Source organism: Oceanomicrobium pacificus (assembly GCF_009833495.1).
Taxonomy (GTDB): domain Bacteria; phylum Pseudomonadota; class Alphaproteobacteria; order Rhodobacterales; family Rhodobacteraceae; genus Oceanomicrobium; species Oceanomicrobium pacificus.
Genome location: NZ_WUWG01000003.1, coordinates 1 through 16,149 on the forward strand (window position 1 = coordinate 1; position 16,149 = coordinate 16,149).

The window sequence follows — 16,149 nt, forward strand, 5'->3', positions numbered from 1 at the left end:
CGGGCAGGGCTGGCGGCTTGAAATGCCAAGATGTTCGCAGGTTCAGGCCGCGTTGCGCACCTGGTTCAGAAGTTCAGTAAATTCCGCGTCGCTCAGCAGATCGCGCTTCTCGATGCCCTTCTGTTTCACGAGGTTCAGCAGCGCCGCGCTCTGGTCGTCGGTCAGTTCGCCAAGACCAAGCTCATCCATTTTGTAGGCGATGGACTGTTTGCCGCTTTTCTTGCCCAGCACAACCTCGCCCTGCCGACCGGTCAGCGCAGGGTGCGTCCCGAACATGACCAGCGGATCATGCATGACATACTGGATGCCGATCCCGCTTTCGCGAATGAAATTGCCACGCCCGAGCACCGGTTTGTTCCGTGCGATCGGCACATTCGCCAGTTCGGCCATCAGGTCTCCGAGCTCCGGCAGCTTGTCGAGCTTGTAATGCGTGTCGTAGCCATAGAGGAGATGCAGGCCCAGCATCAGTTCTTCGAGCGCGGCATTGCCAGTGCGCTCACCAAGCCCGTTGGCGCAGCTGTGCACCACTTCCGCCCCTGCCGCAACGGCCGCCATCTCGGTCGCGACACCCATGCCGAAGTCATTGTGCGTATGAATCTCGATCGGCAATCCGGTCATGCCCTTTACCCAACCGACCATATACTTGATCGCTTCAGGGGTGGCGCAGCCCATCGTGTCGACAATGCCGATGGAATCCGGCGGCGACTCGTTCATGATGCCCTTGCAGAGATTTTCCAGATCCTCGGCCCGTGCACGTGTCGTGTCATACGGGAAAAAGACGGCATAAAGCCCTTGTTCGCGTGCATAGTTGATGACGTCGCGGCTCTTGCGGAACACGTCCTCCCACGTCCAGCCGAATTGCGTTTTCAACTTCGGATAGCCAATCGGCACTTCGATGATAACGCCGTCCGCGCCGCATTCGAGTGCCATGTCGATATCCTGCTTCATGGCGCGGGCGAAGGTGAAAATCTTGGCTTTCAGGCCCAGTTTCGAAATTTCGCTGATGGCCTGGGCGTCCTGCGGGGACACGGCGGGCATGCCGGCTTCGATCCGGTCCACGCCGATTTCATCCATTTTCGATGCGATGCGGATCTTGTCATCGATCGAGAACACAACGCCGGGCGTCTGCTCCCCGTCCCGCAGCGTGGCGTCATGGATCTGCACCTGCGGCGGCAGGGTCATGCTGTCGCGCACCTCGGGCACGAAATTGTAGGGACTGACCCACCATTTGCCGTCTTCGAAATGGGTATTGCGCATGAGGTTCCCTCTGAATCATAGGTGGATTGGTGTCGAGAATGATTTTATTCGCCATTTTTTGTCAAAACAATAAAAAAACGAGATTTTGGTATTTTCTCGGATTGCAGTGCCCACCCCGGAGTTGATTGGGGAAGCCGGGTTCGGTTCGAAAGCGCGGCCCACCGTGCCGCGTCCGTGGGCGTTTTCCGAAAGTATCTGACTTCCTTCTGTTTTCTTTCGAGCAAGACCATGCGCATACCGACATTTGCCGAAAGCATTGTGGGTCCCGGGTTAGGGCGCGTTCAAAACTTCGCCAAAAATATCGATAAAAATTGCCCGCACTCGATTTTTTTTCTATGTCGGAACGATGAGCACGACAGATTTGCAAAACCAGCCGAACCAATCTTCCACACAGCGCACATATCTGAAGCTGCGCAACGAGATCATTACCGGCAAGCTAGTTCCCGGTGAGCGCCTGAAGGTCGAAACGCTGAAGGACAGCTACGGGACAGGTGCCTCGCCGATCCGCGAAGCGCTTAGTCTGCTGACATCGGACCAACTGGTCGAACGGCTGGACCAGCGCGGCTTCCGCGTGGCGCAGACGAGCCGCAAGCAATTTGGCGAGATACTGGACCTTCGGTGTACGCTTGACGATAAGGCCCTGCGCCAGAGCGTGCAGAACGGCGGGCGCGACTGGGAAGAGAATCTTGTGCTGGTCCACCACTATCTCAGCCGGACAGACAGATCGGACGCGGAGGTTTTCGAGGAGCGGCACAAGAGATTCCACATGGCCCTTCTGGAAGCCTGCGAGTCGCCCATTCTGCTGCGGTTCTGCAGCCAGCTCTACGATCTGAACGTGCGCTACCGCTTCCTGGCCGGTCGGTCGAAATCCTACAGCAGCCGCGATGTCGAAGCGGAGCATCTGGCCATTCTGGATGCGGCCGTGAGCCGCGACGTGGAAGCCACGTCGGCATACCTGATGGCGCATTACCGCAATACAGGCGGGTTTCTGGCGGAGCTTATGGACGCTCCGGCAAAAACCGGCACCTGATCGAAGAGAACAGGCATTCCATTGAAACTTTATCACGGCAGCACGAGCGTTTGCTCGGCCAAGGTCCGGTTGGGGCTGGCAGAGCGCGGGCTCGACTGGGACGGGCAGATCCTCGATCTGGGCAAGGGTGAGCAGTCGTCCGATTGGTATCTGGCGCTCAATCCGAACGGCGTGGTGCCGACCCTCGTCGATGGCGACCTGACGGTTGTAGAATCCAGCGTCATCCTGGAACATCTGGACAGTGTCGGCGCAGCGACCACGCTGATGCCCGACAACCCTGCGGCGCGGACCCGCGCGCGCATGTGGCTTGCGGCCTGCATCGACATTCATGCGGCCATAAATACGATGACGTTCGCCACCTCCAAGCGTGACGAGCTTCTGGCCTCCAGGACACCGGAGCAGTTGTCGGCGTCGATTGCCCGCATGGCCCACCCCGCAAATGCCGCCAAACGGCGGGATATCCTCGACAATGGCCTGCAGTCCACGCATGTCACGACGGCCTTCTTCACCTTGCGGGACATGTTCGACCGGATGGATCGTGCCCTGTCAGAGTGTGATTGGCTCTTGGGGCAGGAGTACAGCATCGCGGACACAGCGATTCTTGCCTATGTAGACCGGCTGGACCGTTTGGGGCTTGCCGTCATGTTCGAAGCGCGCACGCCGTCCATCGCTGGCTGGCTGGACCGGTCGCGCGAACGGCCGAGCTACCGGACGGCCGTCGAAGCCTATGCAGGACCGGCCGAGCACGACCGCGCCCTTCCGGCGGCCGCTGCCAACCGGGCGATGATCGAACCCCTCTGGTCTGAATTTGTCGGTCGCCCGACCGGTCAAGGGCAATGCCGCGACGCCAACTGATGCGCCTTAGCTGGCGTCCTGAGCTGCCGGCGGGGCGGCCTCTTCATCCCAACCCGCATCAGGTACATCCGGTGACGGGCGATCCGTTTCCCTGTGTACCTTTGGTCTACCGCTGATCGCATTCCGGTTCTTTGCGGCCTGACGGGCCAGCGCGCGCAATGCGGTGGTGGCAGCGATCTCGTTTTTCTGGCCGAATGCCTCCGAATTCTGGGCGATTTTCGACAGGTCATAGAGATAGTTCACCATCGCGCCACCGGACAGGGCGATGCCTTTGTCCGACACGTCTGCTTCGCTGTGTATCTGGTGAACCGTCGCGCCGTTGGCGAGGTGGAACCGCGCGACGGGGTCGAGCGGGCGGCCGTCCTTTTTCTTGGCGTCGAGCAAATAGAGCGCAGCCATCCTGCGCAGCTGCGTCGGGTCGTTCTGCGCCGCCTCGAGCCCTTCGGCTGCCAGCCAACGGGACAGGCCGGGGATCGGCGAAAGGGTCACGAACTTCTTTAGGCCCGGTAAGTCGCGGGACAGGTCGCGCACCACCTGCTTGATGAGCGAATTGCCAAAGGAAATGCCCGCCAGTCCTGCCTGGCAATTGGAAATTGAGTAGAAAACTGCCGTGTTGACAGCTTCTTCCGGCAAAGCTGTTCGATTGTCGGACAGAACGCCCTGGATCGATCCCGGCACACCATCTGTCAGCGCGACCTCGACAAAGATAAGCGGATCGTCCGGCATGGCAGGGTGGAAAAAGGCAAAGCACCGCCGGTCCGCGGGCTGCAAGCGACGGCGGAGGTCGTCCCATGTGTGGATCTCGTGGACGGCCTCATACGCAATGATGCGCTCTAGGATCGACGCAGGCGTATCCCATGTGATCTGCCGCAGGACCAGAAAGCCGCGGTTGAACCAGCTGCGCAGCAGATGGACCAGATCGTGGTCCGTCCGCCCCAGTTCCGGCGCATGCGCGAGCTGCGACAGCAGGTCCGCCCGCATCGCAACCAATTCCGCCGTCGCGCCGGGCGCCTGGTTGAGCCGCCGGAACAGATCCTGCCGTTTCGGTTCCGATGCACGGGACAGATTGCGAAAATTTTCCGGGCACGGATCCTCGGCGTAGATCGACGCCAGCCGTGCGACCTCGTTGGCGTCGATATCGAGATCGTCGTTCAGGAACCGGTAGAAGGCGATGCGTCCTTCCGCCGGCAACTGGCGGTATGTTTCAAGGATGGAGGCGGCCAGTTGAAGGCCCGACGCCTCAGACGTTTCTGCAAGCAGCTTGCGGCACAGGTCGGGCAAGTGCCCTTCGCGCCCGCCGCGTCGCGGAAAGAGTTTCCTGTCCAGCAGGGTGGACAGGAGGTCGCCAAGCGCAGTTGCATTGGCCATGGGTGCCTCCGTTCAGGACAGGCGCGCAAGGCCGGTGGACAGTCCGACCGACAGGTTCAGCGCGCCTTCGTTGACCAGCCATTTGCGCAAGGAAAATTGGCGGGCGCCCGCTTTGTGCATCGGGTCGGCCTCGGCCAGAGCGCGGGCGGTTTCCAGCGAGTCCGCCCTGTAGAGTATCATGCCGGCTCCGGTCATGATTTCGCCGCTGGGGTCGGAGAGGGGGCCGGCCATCACCAACACACCCTTTTCCTCCAACTCGCGCTGATAGCCGAGGTGGTCGGGCAGCGCGTCCTTGACCGCACTTCCATCACCCACCGGCGTGGATTCCACCATGTAAAGCTCTAGTGCGAGGGCGCCACGACTCCGCGCCATCTCCTTATATTCAGACCATGCAACCATCTCTTGGACTCCATTTTTCCTGACAATATTAAAATATCGATTTTATTTGACAAGGAATAATATCATCGGCAAAAATGAGGTTCCTGGGGAGGAGTCGAGTCTGCTGAAAAGCGGGTCGGACGGTCGACGCAACGGCGTTTGGAGATACGCTTCATCCCCAAAGGACAAGATACAAGCCGACGGGCAAGGGAGCGAAGATGACGGCACTGACTGGCGAGGCACTGGATCGGGCAAGGGCGGAAGCCCAGAAGGCCGTCCGCGACTTGCGTAACAAGAAAACATGCCTCGACGAAGCATCCATTGATGTCATTCTGACAGATGCGCGGTCTCATTACGCCTGGCAGGACAAACCTGTCCCGACGGAACTGCTTCACCAGATTTACGACATTACAGCGGCCGGACCGACCAGCATGAACAGCTGTCCGGCGCGGTTCATCTTCGTCACATCGGATGCGGGCAAGGAGCGCCTGGCCAAGTCCCTCAAGGCCAAGAATATCGACAAGATGATGGCCGCGCCGGTGACCGCGATCATTGCCCATGACCTGGATTTCTGGACGGAATTGCCCTTCTTGTTCCCTCACGAAGACCGCCGGCCGCATTTCGAGGGCAAACCGGCCCATGCGGAGACAACGGCCTTCCGCAATGGAACCCTTCAGGGGGCCTATTTCATGATTGCGGCACGGGCGCTCGGGCTCGATGTCGGCGCAATGAGCGGCTTTTCCAACGAGATCGTGGACAAGGAGTTTTTCGCCGGCACGAGCTTGCGCTCCAATTTCCTGTGCAACATCGGCTATGCGGATGAGAGCGCCCTGTTTCAGAAACTGCCGCGCTTCCCCTTCGACAAAGCCTGCAGTTTCGTGTGATCCGCAGATGGCCGTTCGGATGAAAACCGACGTCACCTTGATGGCCCACGCTGAATGCCCGACGCATTCGCGCGCTGATGTGGCAATCCGGAACCTCGACTTCACAATTGACGAACCGGAGGCGCGCGGTGGTACGAATCTCGGCCCCGCACCGACGGATGCGGCGCTGGCGGCCTTGATCGGTTGCATCAACGTGATCGGTCACAAGTGCGCCGCTGAGCTTGGCGCCGATATCGGCCATCTGACGATAGATGCACGATGCGCGTTCGACCGGCGCGGCGTGACCTTGCAGGAAGAAATCGACACGCCGTTCAAGGCTGTCTCGGTCGATGTTATGGCCGACGGCCGCGCCGATCAGGCGGCGCTCGACCGAGTCGCGGAAGAAACAGAGAAATACTGTCCGCTGTCCAAACTGTTCCGGGCGGCAGGCACAAAAGTGGAGATCAGGTGGCAGAAAGTCTGATCCCAACAACTATCCAGGGAGGATATCATGTCTAAAGGAACCAAGGGCCTGGTGCTGGCGGCACTGATGGCAGGAATGGCGGCGACACCGGCATTGTCTGCTGAAAAGATCAAGGCGGTCGTCATCGACGGCTATCCGGCACGGTCCATGTGGGTGCAGGAGTTCACCAACTTCTTCATCCCCGAAATGGACAAGAAGCTGGCTGAAACCGGCAACTACGAAATGGAGTGGCAGGAAAGCTATGGCGGCTCCATCGTCAAGCCCAAGGGGGTGCTGGAAGGTATCAAGCTGGGTCTGGGCGATATCGGCATCGTGACCACGATCTTCCACTCGTCCAAACTGCCGAGCCAGGCGATCGCAGCCGTCACACCTTTCGTGTCGCCGGACGCCCGCGCCGTTGCAAAAGCTGTCGACGAGATCGCCCGCGAGTTCCCCACGATGCAGAATGAGTTCGCGGAAGAGAACCAGGTCTATCTGGCGACTGGCGTCGTTCTCGATACCTATCAGGTGTTCTCGGTCGATCCGGTCACCTCGCCCAAAGACCTCGAAGGGTCCAAAGTGGCGGGCGCCGGTATGAACCTGCGCTACCTTGAGGGCATCGAAGGCGCTGCCGGGGTGCGCGGCGGTCTGACCGACTTCTACAACATGCTGCAGACCGGTCTGGTCGAACAGGCGCTGTTGTGGCCGGAAGCTGCGGCGACCTTCAAGATTTCCGAAGTGGCTCCGCACATGCTGGCCGCTGACCTCGGCGCCGTGAATTCCAAGACGGTGACAGTGAACAAGGACTATTGGGACAGCCTGCCCGACGAGGTGAAGGAAGCCCTGCAGGAAGTGGCCATCCTCTATCGCGACCATGTTGCCAATGTCGCCATGGAACGTGCATCGGAAAGCCGAGACGCTTATGTCGCCGCGGGCGGGACCATCACCGAAGCCACTGCGGAAGACCGTGCAGCATGGGCAGCAGCCATGCCCAATATCGCACGCGAATGGGCCGAGGGTCTGGACGCGAAGGGAGAGCCGGGCACCGAGATGCTGAAGGCCTATCTCGGCAAGCTCGAAGCGGCCGGTTTCACCGGCGTGCGTGACTGGACGGCCGAGTAATCAGGCCCAAGACGAACAGGAAAGGGCCAAGATCTTGGTACCTGCTGCCCTCAAGAAAACGGTCACGGTCCTTTCCACACTTGGCAATGGGGTTGCCATCGGCGCGAATGTCGTTGGCACCCTCGTCGTCCTCGGACTGGTCCTGATCGTCAATTACGATGTCGTCGCGCGCGGCGTGTTCAATGCGCCGTTCCACGGTGCTGTCGAGCTGGTGCAATTCTCGATGGTGCTCGTTGTTTTCCTGCAATTGCCCGATGTGGTGCGGGTCAACCGGCTCACGCGGTCCGACGGGTTTCTTGCCGTGATCGGCCATAGCCGCCCGAAACTGGCCGCCGCCATCCGGCATGTGATCGATACGGTCTCCGCCATTTTCATGACTCTGATCGCCGTAGCCATCTGGCCCGAGTTCACCGACATGTGGGAGAGCAAGGATTATTTCGGCGTGCCGGGCGTTTTCACCGCGCCATGGTGGCCGATCAAGCTGGTCATATTCCTCAGCGCGACATTGTGCGCCGTCATTTTTGCCCTGAAGGTGCTGAGCCCGGCTCCGCGTCCCGAACGGGTCCGACTTCCCGAACATGAGGACACAGAATGAGTCCCGTAGAAATCGGCGTGGCTTCCGTCATCGCCATCGTCATCCTGATCTATATGGGTGTCTATATTCCCATCGCGCTCGGGGTGGTGTCCTTCGTGTCCATCTGGCTGATGCGGGACAATTTCGACCTTGCCATGAACTTGTTGAAGATCGCGGTTGGCGACAGTGTCATGGAGTATACTTTTGCGACCGTGCCGCTCTTCACCTTCATGGGGCTGGTGGTGTCAAAAGCTGGACTAGGCAGCGACATTTACGGCGTGATGAGCTCGGGCTTCCGGCGCGTGAAGGGCGGGATCGGCATGGCCACTGTCGGCGCAAATGCCGTGTTCGCAGCCGTCACCGGATCTTCCATCGCCTCGGCTTCGGTTTTCTCCAAAGTCTCGGTGCCGCAGATGCTGCACTACGACTACAATCCGCGCTTTGCAGTGGGCGTGGTTGCGGGGTCCTCGGTGCTGGGCATGATCATTCCGCCATCGGCCATGCTGATCATCTACAGTTTCGTGGCCGAACAATCGGTCGGGGACATGTTCCTTGCCGGCGTCGTGCCGGGCCTGATGCTGGCCGCAGCCTATGTCGCCGCGATTTGGTTCATGGGACGGTTCTTTCCCGATTTCGTCGGAGGGCGGCCGGCCGAAGGATACGAGCGGATGCCCTGGCGTGAAATCGCGTCCAAGACCTTGCCGACGCTGGGGTTGATCGTGGTCGTGCTCGGCGGGATCTACACTGGCTGGCTGACCCCGGTCGAGGCCGGCGCGACCGGTTCGCTTGTCGCGCTCCTGATTGCCGCTGTGCGTCGCAGAATGACCTCCCGCGGACTGTGGGAAGCGCTTCTGGAGACCGGACATATCACCGCGTCCATTCTGTTCCTTGTGACGGCGGCATCGATCTACAGCCGGATGCTTGGTCTGGCCGGACTTCCCAACGAGCTGGGGGATATGCTGGCGGGATCGAATGCCAGCTTCTTCATGATCATGCTGCTCTATGTGCTTCTGATGCTCTTTCTGGGGACGCTGCTCGATACCGCGTCGATCATCCTGATCGTCGTGCCGCTCTTCCTGCCCTTGGTGGAGCCGATGGGCCTGAGTCTCGTCTGGTTCGGCATCATCACTGTCGTCGGCGCGGAGATCGGCCTTCTGACACCGCCGCTCGGGATTTCCTGTTTCGTGATCAAGGCAACGCTGAACGATGACCGGATTTCTCTCAAGGACGTGTTTCTCGGCGCGCTGCCCTTCGCGGGTGTGATGCTCATCATTCTCATCCTGCTGATCCGCTACCCCGCGCTCAGCCTGTACATTCTGAACTAGGAGGCGACACCTGTGCGCTCTGTTACCAAAGACAATATCACCGAGGTGTTCGCGGCCTATTTCGGGGACGATACCGATCCGCGCACGCGTGAACTCCTGATCGCGCTTGCGCAGCACGTCCATGATTTCTGCCGCGAGACCAACCTGACCCATGACGAATGGCGCAAGGGGCTGGAGTTCCTCGAATGGGCCGGCCGGATCACGTCGCCGGAACGCAACGAGTTTGTTCTCCTGTCGGATGTGCTCGGCATGTCCTCGCTGGTCGATATGCAACATTCGGTTGACGGCGCGACCAGTTCATCCGTGCTCGGACCGTTCCACGTTTCCAACCCACCGCCGCTCGCGGTCGGCGGTGACATGAAGCGGGACTTCGAGGGCGAGGTGCTGCTGGTCGAGGGCACCGTGAGGGACATGGACGGCAATCCGATTCCGCACGCCAAGATCGACATCTGGCAGACGGCGCCGAATGGCATGTATTCCAGTCAGGATCCTGATCAGGACCTGCACAGTTTCCACGGGCTGATGACGGCGGATGCTGACGGGCGCTACGCGTTCACGACCGTGCGTCCCGTGAGCTACACGGTGCCCGACGATGGTCCGGTCGGCGAAATTCTCCGCGCGGCGGGCCGGCATCCGTGGCGGCCATCGCACCTGCACTATATCGTGTCTTCGCCGGGCTACCGGACTCTCGTGACCGAAGTGTTCCCCGATGATGATCCCTATCTCGACCAGGACACGGTTTTCGGTGTGAGGGACGATCTGGTCATGCATTACGTGCCGCAACCGGCGGGCAGCTTTCCCGACGGGTTTGCTTTGTCTGGGCAGGTCACGGAAGCCTATAGCCGCGTTGATTTCGATCTTGTGCTGGCGCCGGAGGAAACCTGAGGCCGTATCGCAGCGGGCAGCCGCTTCGCGGTCGCCCGCGCCTCAATCCTCGAAATATTCGCGGCGGGTGTTGTAGATCTTCTCGACCGTCGGATCGAGCCGCATCAGGTGGCGGCGGATGACCTCTTCGGTCCGCAGCACATCGCCGCCGCGCAGCGCCGCGACAAGGTCCTCATGGTCCACGATCAGCTCTTCCATGCTTTCCTTGCTGGTCAGCGACAGGATGCAGAGCCGATCGATCTGGGTCTTGTTGGCCGCGATCGTGCGGAAGGCGAAAGCGGCGCCTGACGCTTCGCAAAGCAGTTCGTGGAACCGGTAGTCGAGCCCGTGGAACCGGTCTACATCGCCGACCGCCACCGCTTCCCGCTGGGCGTCGAGATTCTCGTCGATCCGGTCGTCATGGCGGCCGGTCCAGTTGCGGGCGCCCTTGCGCAGGACCTCAACCTCGACCGCGGTGCGGATGAAGCGCGCATTCTCGATCCCCTCGCGGGAGAACTGGCGCACCTCGGTTGCCTTCTGCGGGCGGATCAGGAGCAGGTTCTGGAGGCCGAGCCTGTTGAACGCGTCGCGCACGGGCTGGCGGGACACGCCGAACCTCTTGGCGACTTCCGCTTCGGAAATCTTGTCGCCCGGCAAGAGCGACAGAGACACGATTTCCTCATACAGGTGGTCGTAGACGATATCCGCGCTCGTGCGGCGTTCCCCTACCTCGTTCAAAACGGCCATAAACCTCTCCTCGACCGGCAATGGTATACTAGTCTACCAATCCCGTCCATCCCCTAGCGCTCTCCGGCCCGACAGCGGGTGCAAACGGGAGTATGCGGGGCATGAAAGAGCGGCAGATGGGCCGACACAGGGCATTGCAAGCGAATGCTGACCCGTGGTCTATGGCACAGGAGGGGCTCCTCTTCTAGAGTGAAGCCGGATCAAAGCGGTGCCGGAGGATCGATAGGATGGCAAAGGACGGACATTCGGACTGGGTGGTCACCGGACCCGGCGCGCGGCGGCGGGTGCTGTCGGACAGCCCCGACCTGATGCTCGTGCTCTTCGATTTCGAGGAAGGGGCGGTCGGCCCGATCCACCAGCATCCGCATGTGCAGGGCACCTACGTGGCGTCCGGCCGGTTCCTGTTCGAAGTAGACGGCGAAGAGCGGGAACTGAATCCCGGCGACAGCCTCGTCATCCCGGGTGACACGCCGCACGGCTGCACCGCGCTGGAAGCCGGGCAGCTAGTCGACAGTTTTACACCGCGCCGCGACGATTTCCTCTGACCGCGGCCGCGGTGCTCAATCCTCCGGTATGCCCCGCGCGATGGCCGCGCCTGCTGCAATGGCCAGCGTTACGATCAGGAGTGTCAGCGCGCGGAAGAGGTCCATCTCCAGCGGACCGAACCGGATCACGCCGCCGCCTGCATTGAACGACAGCACGAGCCCGCCGAGCGCGGTCAGCCCCGCCATGAACAGCTGGTTTGCGGCGGTCAGGATGTTGATCGCGTGGAACCCGTCCTCGTCATTCACATAGCGCGCCTGATACATGGACCCGGCCATCATCTGCCCGGCATCGAGAATGCCGGCGAGGAAGTTGAACCCCAGGATCGCGCCGACACCGATGAACCAGGCCCGGCCATGGTCCGGCACGGTGGCGAAATCGGGCACCAGCAGCAGGATCGGGTAGAGGCCCAGCACACAGGTGAAATAGAGCAGGAAGATCCGCCGCTCGCCATGCCGGTCCGCCTGACGGCCCCAGATGAACACACTGAAGATCGGGCCAAGCATGTTGGCCACCACACTCAGCATCAGGATCGAGGCCGGCATGTTCAGCGTTCCGACCAGATAGAGCGTGAGGATCGGCCAGTGCAGGATGCCGATGATGAAGGCAAGCGCGAGCGGCCGGCGCAGAAGGCGGCTGTGCCGCAGGGTCGACCAGAAATGCCCTTTGCCGGAAAATGCCTGCAACTGTCCGGGTGGCGGCTGCGAAGGGATGCGGAAGAGCCAGTAGAGCGAGTTCAGAAGCAGCAGGATCACGACGACGAGCAGGATGCTGTGTTCCGTCCGGTCCAGAAGGTCGCCCACCAGCAACCAGCCGAACAGCGCGAAGGCGAGATTGGTAAACTGCTTGCCGGTCCGCAACCGGCCGAGAAATGCGCCTCGGTCACCGCGCGCTGTCACTTCGGCCACGAAATTCGTCCAGACGGCGTTCTGCAGGAACTCGTTGCCGAAGACGAAGAGCGCCGCGATGCCGAAGAGCACCGGCAGGCTGATCCAGTCTGTGGGAAGGCAGAGCAGCAGGAGCAGGCAGGCCAACTGGATGAACCGCGCGGCAATGGTCACGTCGCGGCGCGGGTAGCTTCGGATCCGGTCGAGGAACGGGTAGCGCAGGAGCACCACGAGCGGCAGCAGCGCCAGCATGGTGCTGATCTGACCGTCGCTGAACTGCATGACCTGCACGGCGAAGGCGACGAAGAACGGACCGGTCAGCATGTCCTTCGACAGCGAGCCGAGAAATGTGGAGCGGATGAGCTTTGTCTGCGCATCACGCTGGGCCGGCGTTGACGTGGCGCGGCGGGGCAGGGGGCGCGGTTCGGTCACGGGTGCATGCACCTGCCAGCGGTTCGAGCCGAATCACGCTGGACTGCCGTCATCGGTCTGATCGCGGCGTGACATGACGGCTTCTTGTCCGCTGACTGGCACTGGTGCCGAATAGATTTCCGCATCGATTCAGGCGCTTCGGTTCCGCTCAGGAAAAGCGCCGGGCGCAAGGCGGAAAGATTGCTTTTGCGCGTGCAGCGGCCTTGCCCCGCGCGCGATAGCCACCGCTTTCGGCCCGCGCGTGAAATTTTCTTTGACCCTAACATAATGTTTTCAGAACGATTTTCTTCCACTTGCCATGTTGTAATGACCAATTTTACAAATCCTGTCTTGCCACATGACTACTAGGATACTAGTCTCCATTTCAAGCTGGATCGCCCCGTCTGTCGGCAGAGATGATCCGCACCAAAACAGGTTTGGGAGGACCAATGTCGGGTGTCACGCTTGACCGTGTAGTCAAGGAATACGGAAATCTTCAGGTTGTCCATGGCGTCGACCTGCATGTCGCACCGCAGGAATTCGTGGTGCTCGTCGGTCCTTCCGGATGCGGAAAATCCACCACCTTGCGGATGATCGCGGGGCTCGAGGAAATCTCGGGCGGCACCGTCACGATCGATGGCCGCGTGGTCAACCGGGTCGCGCCGAAAGACCGCGATGTGGCGATGGTGTTCCAGAACTATGCGCTCTATCCGCATCTGAACGTGGCGGACAATATCGCCTTCGGTCTGCGCATCCGCCGCACGCCCAAGGCGCAGATTGCCTCCACGGTGGAGGAAGTCGCGGGCATTCTCGGCCTGACGGACTATCTGGAACGCCGTCCGGCCGACCTGTCGGGCGGCCAGCGCCAGCGGGTGGCCATGGGCCGCGCGATCGTGCGCAATCCCAAAGTGTTCCTGTTCGACGAGCCGCTCTCGAACCTCGATGCGAAGCTGCGCACCCAGATGCGGGCCGAGATCAAGCGGCTGCACAAGCGGCTTGGCGCGACCAGCATCTACGTGACCCATGACCAGGTGGAGGCGATGACGCTGGCCGACCGGATCGTGGTGATGAGCGACGGGCGGATCGAACAGGTCGGCACGCCGATGGACCTGTTCCTCAATCCTGCCAACACGTTCGTTGCGGCCTTCCTCGGCTCGCCTCCGATGAACATGATCGACGCGACTGTGCGCGGCGGTGACGCCGGCCCGGTGGCCGAGTTCCACGGCCAGTCGATCCGGCTCGGCAACATCCCCGAACTGGCACAGGCCGACGGGCGCAAGATCACGATCGGCATCCGCCCCGAATATGTGACCCTGTCCGAGGCCGAGGCCCAGAACCCTGTTGATATCTCGCTCGACCTGATCGAGACGCTCGGATCCGAGGCGCTCCTGCATGCCACGCTCGGGGACAAGCCCTTCGTGATGCGCGCGCCCACCGAGGGCGATATCGACCGGCTGAACGGCGTGTCGAAATTCCATATCGACCCGTCGCTCGTCCATGTGTTCGACGGCGAGACCGGGCGTGCGATGCCCGCGGCGCAGGACGCCGCGGCATGAGCATCTTCAACCCCAAGATGGGCGGCCCGGTGGAGGAGCGGATTGCCCTCGCCGAGGAAGCCCTGCATGACACCGAGCGCGGGCGCATCACCAAGGTGGGCGACCATCTGAAACGCGAGTGGCAGCTATACCTGATGCTGCTGCCGCTCCTGATCTGGCTGCTCGTCTTCCTCTACAAGCCGATGTACGGGCTCCAGATCGCTTTCAAGGACTATTCGATCTTCCGCGGCGTCGCAGCGAGCCCGTGGATCGGGTTCGAACATTTCGAGACCCTTTTCGGCAACGAGCAGTTCCTGCGGGCGGTGAAGAACACCGTCATCATCAGTTTCTACGGATTGCTGTTCGGATTTCCGGTGCCGATCATCCTTGCGCTGATGTTCAACGAGATCCTGAACAAGACGTTCAAGAAATCGGCCCAGACCATCGTCTATCTGCCGCATTTCATCTCGTCGGTGATCATCGCGGGGATCGTCATCACCGCATTCTCGCCCTCGGCCGGCATCGTGAACACGGCGCTTGGCTGGTTCGGGATCGACCCGATCTACTTCCTGACCAAACCCGAATGGTTCCGCCCGATCTTCATCGGCACGGGCATCTGGCAGGAGGCGGGCTTCCAGTCGATTGTCTATCTGGCCGCCATCGCCGGCGTGTCACCCACGCTCTACGAGAGCGCGGTGGTCGACGGTGCCTCGCGCTGGCAAATGATGTGGAAGATCACGCTGCCCTCGATCCTGCCGACGATCATCATCATGCTGATCATCCGGATCGGGAACATCCTCGAAGTGAGCTTCGAGATGGTGATCCTGCTCTACCAGCCGGCCACCTACGAGACGGCCGACGTGGTCAACACCTTCATCTATCGCCAGGGCATCCAGGGCGGCCAGTATGACATGGCCGCCGCGGCAGGGCTCTTCAACGCCGTGGTCGCCTTCGTCCTCGTGATGACCGCGAACACGATCTCCAAGCGCTACTCGCGCACGTCGCTCTGGTGAGGGGGAACAACCGATGTTCAACATGAGCCTCTATTCCCGCGGGGACCGGATCTTCGTTATCGTCAACATGGTGCTGATCGGCCTGTTCGCCATCTCCACGCTCTATCCGTTCATCTACATTGCCGCCCTGTCGCTGAGCTCCGGCTTCGAGGCGCGGGCCGGCAACGTGGTGCTGACCCCGGTCGAGTTCACCATCGAGGCCTACAAATACGTGCTCTCGGACAGCCAGTTCTGGATCTCCTACAAGAACACGTTCATCTACACGATCGGCGGCACGCTGATGAGCCTCGCGTTCATCATCCCCGGTGCCTATGCGCTGTCGCGGCCGCAGCTTTACGGGCGGCGGTTCTGGAACCTCACGGTGGCATTCACCATGTGGTTCAACGCGGGCCTGATCCCCTTCTTCCTCAACATGCGCGACCTCGGGCTGCTCGACAGCTATTTCGGGATCATCATCGGCTTTGCGGTGAACGGGTTCAACGTGATCCTGCTGCGCAACTTCTTCGAGAGCGTTCCGAAGAGTTTCGAGGAAGCGGCGCGGATGGATGGTGCCAACGAGTTCCAGGTGCTGTGGAAAGTCTATGTGCCGCTTTCCAAACCGGCCATCGCGACGGTCGCGCTCTTCTGCATCGTCTCGCGCTGGAACGGCTTCTTCTGGGCGATGGTGCTTCTGCAGGACGAGGACAAGATTCCGCTTCAGGTCTTCCTGCGGCACACGATCGCGACCCTGTCCGACGATCAGGAATTCGGCACGACCCTGATCGATGCGGCCTATTCGTTCGAGACCGTGTCGGGCGCGATCATCGTCTGCTCGATCATCCCGGTCCTGATCGTCTACCCGTTCATCCAGAAATACTTCGAGAAGGGCATCCTTCTCGGGGGTGTCAAAGAATAATCGATAAACGCAACAGGAG

Annotated in this window: 17 protein-coding genes; 12 read left to right on the forward strand and 5 right to left on the reverse strand. The window is 61.0% G+C overall.

What is annotated here, in order from left to right; genetic code table 11:
* Window positions 1-42: 42 nt before the first annotated feature.
* Entirely contained in the window at window positions 43-1,257 is a 1,215-nt protein-coding gene (locus tag GSH16_RS06545) for a 2-isopropylmalate synthase (RefSeq protein ID WP_160853276.1), read from the reverse strand.
* 346 nt (window positions 1,258-1,603) lie between these two features.
* On the opposite strand from GSH16_RS06545, the gene GSH16_RS06550 reads away from it, so the two are divergent.
* Together GSH16_RS06550 and GSH16_RS06555 are read left to right on the forward strand one after the other, a co-directional pair.
* Window positions 1,604-2,287, forward strand: coding sequence for a GntR family transcriptional regulator (locus GSH16_RS06550; RefSeq protein ID WP_160853278.1), 684 nt, complete (start codon window positions 1,604-1,606; stop codon window positions 2,285-2,287).
* A 21-nt stretch (window positions 2,288-2,308) separates the two neighbouring features.
* Window positions 2,309-3,142: a glutathione S-transferase family protein gene (locus GSH16_RS06555; protein ID WP_160853280.1), complete on the forward strand. Its 834-nt coding sequence runs from the start codon at window positions 2,309-2,311 to the stop codon at window positions 3,140-3,142.
* A 6-nt stretch (window positions 3,143-3,148) separates the two neighbouring features.
* On the opposite strand, the gene GSH16_RS06560 is transcribed toward GSH16_RS06555, so the two are convergent.
* Together GSH16_RS06560 and GSH16_RS06565 are read right to left on the reverse strand one after the other, a co-directional pair.
* Window positions 3,149-4,510, reverse strand: coding sequence for a malonyl-CoA decarboxylase (locus GSH16_RS06560; protein WP_160853282.1), 1,362 nt, complete (start codon window positions 4,508-4,510; stop codon window positions 3,149-3,151).
* Window positions 4,511-4,522: 12 nt separating this feature from the next.
* On the reverse strand, window positions 4,523-4,909 hold the full coding sequence (locus tag GSH16_RS06565) for a YciI family protein (RefSeq protein WP_160853284.1): 387 nt from the start codon (window positions 4,907-4,909) through the stop codon (window positions 4,523-4,525).
* Between the two features lie 197 nt (window positions 4,910-5,106).
* Here GSH16_RS06565 and GSH16_RS06570 point away from each other — a divergent pair, with 197 nt between their 5' ends.
* The 6 genes from GSH16_RS06570 to GSH16_RS06595 are packed head-to-tail and all read left to right on the forward strand — an operon-like array spanning window position 5,107 to window position 10,120.
* Window positions 5,107-5,772, forward strand: a complete 666-nt coding sequence (locus GSH16_RS06570; protein ID WP_160853286.1) for a malonic semialdehyde reductase — start codon at window positions 5,107-5,109, stop codon at window positions 5,770-5,772.
* 19 nt (window positions 5,773-5,791) lie between these two features.
* Window positions 5,792-6,235 (forward strand): OsmC family protein, encoded by a 444-nt coding sequence (locus GSH16_RS06575; RefSeq protein ID WP_235913063.1) that lies wholly within the window; start codon window positions 5,792-5,794, stop codon window positions 6,233-6,235.
* Window positions 6,236-6,262: 27 nt separating this feature from the next.
* Window positions 6,263-7,336 (forward strand): C4-dicarboxylate TRAP transporter substrate-binding protein, encoded by a 1,074-nt coding sequence (locus tag GSH16_RS06580; protein ID WP_160853290.1) that lies wholly within the window; start codon window positions 6,263-6,265, stop codon window positions 7,334-7,336.
* A 34-nt stretch (window positions 7,337-7,370) separates the two neighbouring features.
* Window positions 7,371-7,931: a TRAP transporter small permease subunit gene (locus GSH16_RS06585; protein WP_160853292.1), complete on the forward strand. Its 561-nt coding sequence runs from the start codon at window positions 7,371-7,373 to the stop codon at window positions 7,929-7,931.
* Window positions 7,928-9,235: a TRAP transporter large permease gene (locus GSH16_RS06590; protein ID WP_160853294.1), complete on the forward strand. Its 1,308-nt coding sequence runs from the start codon at window positions 7,928-7,930 to the stop codon at window positions 9,233-9,235. The genes GSH16_RS06585 and GSH16_RS06590 overlap by 4 nt, the downstream gene beginning before the upstream one ends.
* A gap of 12 nt (window positions 9,236-9,247) precedes the next feature.
* Window positions 9,248-10,120 carry a dioxygenase family protein gene (locus GSH16_RS06595; RefSeq protein ID WP_160853296.1) on the forward strand — a complete coding sequence of 291 codons (873 nt, stop codon included), beginning with the start codon at window positions 9,248-9,250 and terminating at the stop codon, window positions 10,118-10,120.
* Window positions 10,121-10,162: 42 nt separating this feature from the next.
* Here the strand turns inward: GSH16_RS06595 and GSH16_RS06600 are convergent, their stop codons facing one another.
* Window positions 10,163-10,846 carry a GntR family transcriptional regulator gene (locus tag GSH16_RS06600; RefSeq protein WP_160853298.1) on the reverse strand — a complete coding sequence of 228 codons (684 nt, stop codon included), beginning with the start codon at window positions 10,844-10,846 and terminating at the stop codon, window positions 10,163-10,165.
* A gap of 227 nt (window positions 10,847-11,073) precedes the next feature.
* Here GSH16_RS06600 and GSH16_RS06605 point away from each other — a divergent pair, with 227 nt between their 5' ends.
* The gene (locus GSH16_RS06605) at window positions 11,074-11,391 is read left to right on the forward strand and encodes a cupin domain-containing protein (protein WP_160853300.1); all 318 of its coding nucleotides are present in this window, start codon (window positions 11,074-11,076) and stop codon (window positions 11,389-11,391) included.
* A 15-nt stretch (window positions 11,392-11,406) separates the two neighbouring features.
* Here GSH16_RS06605 and GSH16_RS06610 read toward each other — a convergent pair whose 3' ends face one another.
* Window positions 11,407-12,708 carry an MFS transporter gene (locus tag GSH16_RS06610; RefSeq protein WP_160853302.1) on the reverse strand — a complete coding sequence of 434 codons (1,302 nt, stop codon included), beginning with the start codon at window positions 12,706-12,708 and terminating at the stop codon, window positions 11,407-11,409.
* A gap of 428 nt (window positions 12,709-13,136) precedes the next feature.
* Here GSH16_RS06610 and GSH16_RS06615 point away from each other — a divergent pair, with 428 nt between their 5' ends.
* The 3 genes from GSH16_RS06615 to GSH16_RS06625 are packed head-to-tail and all read left to right on the forward strand — an operon-like array spanning window position 13,137 to window position 16,130.
* Window positions 13,137-14,243, forward strand: coding sequence for an ABC transporter ATP-binding protein (locus tag GSH16_RS06615; protein WP_160853304.1), 1,107 nt, complete (start codon window positions 13,137-13,139; stop codon window positions 14,241-14,243).
* Window positions 14,240-15,235: an ABC transporter permease gene (locus tag GSH16_RS06620; protein WP_160853306.1), complete on the forward strand. Its 996-nt coding sequence runs from the start codon at window positions 14,240-14,242 to the stop codon at window positions 15,233-15,235. The genes GSH16_RS06615 and GSH16_RS06620 overlap by 4 nt, the downstream gene beginning before the upstream one ends.
* Window positions 15,236-15,248: 13 nt before the next feature.
* Window positions 15,249-16,130, forward strand: a complete 882-nt coding sequence (locus tag GSH16_RS06625; RefSeq protein WP_160853308.1) for a carbohydrate ABC transporter permease — start codon at window positions 15,249-15,251, stop codon at window positions 16,128-16,130.
* The last annotated feature ends 19 nt before the right edge of the window (window positions 16,131-16,149 follow it).

What these genes read in the sequence shown, in the direction of transcription:
- GSH16_RS06545 (WP_160853276.1), bottom strand. Translation starts at nt 1,257, where the DNA reads ATGCGCAATACCCATTTCGAAGACGGCAAATGGTGGGTCAGTCCCTAC.
- GSH16_RS06550 (WP_160853278.1), top strand. Translation starts at nt 1,604, where the DNA reads ATGAGCACGACAGATTTGCAAAACCAGCCGAACCAATCTTCCACACAG.
- GSH16_RS06560 (WP_160853282.1), bottom strand. Translation starts at nt 4,510, where the DNA reads ATGGCCAATGCAACTGCGCTTGGCGACCTCCTGTCCACCCTGCTGGAC.
- GSH16_RS06565 (WP_160853284.1), bottom strand. Translation starts at nt 4,909, where the DNA reads ATGGTTGCATGGTCTGAATATAAGGAGATGGCGCGGAGTCGTGGCGCC.
- GSH16_RS06570 (WP_160853286.1), top strand. Translation starts at nt 5,107, where the DNA reads ATGACGGCACTGACTGGCGAGGCACTGGATCGGGCAAGGGCGGAAGCC.
- GSH16_RS06575 (WP_235913063.1), top strand. Translation starts at nt 5,792, where the DNA reads ATGAAAACCGACGTCACCTTGATGGCCCACGCTGAATGCCCGACGCAT.
- GSH16_RS06580 (WP_160853290.1), top strand. Translation starts at nt 6,263, where the DNA reads ATGTCTAAAGGAACCAAGGGCCTGGTGCTGGCGGCACTGATGGCAGGA.
- GSH16_RS06590 (WP_160853294.1), top strand. Translation starts at nt 7,928, where the DNA reads ATGAGTCCCGTAGAAATCGGCGTGGCTTCCGTCATCGCCATCGTCATC.
- GSH16_RS06600 (WP_160853298.1), bottom strand. Translation starts at nt 10,846, where the DNA reads ATGGCCGTTTTGAACGAGGTAGGGGAACGCCGCACGAGCGCGGATATC.
- GSH16_RS06605 (WP_160853300.1), top strand. Translation starts at nt 11,074, where the DNA reads ATGGCAAAGGACGGACATTCGGACTGGGTGGTCACCGGACCCGGCGCG.
- GSH16_RS06615 (WP_160853304.1), top strand. Translation starts at nt 13,137, where the DNA reads ATGTCGGGTGTCACGCTTGACCGTGTAGTCAAGGAATACGGAAATCTT.
- GSH16_RS06620 (WP_160853306.1), top strand. Translation starts at nt 14,240, where the DNA reads ATGAGCATCTTCAACCCCAAGATGGGCGGCCCGGTGGAGGAGCGGATT.
- GSH16_RS06625 (WP_160853308.1), top strand. Translation starts at nt 15,249, where the DNA reads ATGTTCAACATGAGCCTCTATTCCCGCGGGGACCGGATCTTCGTTATC.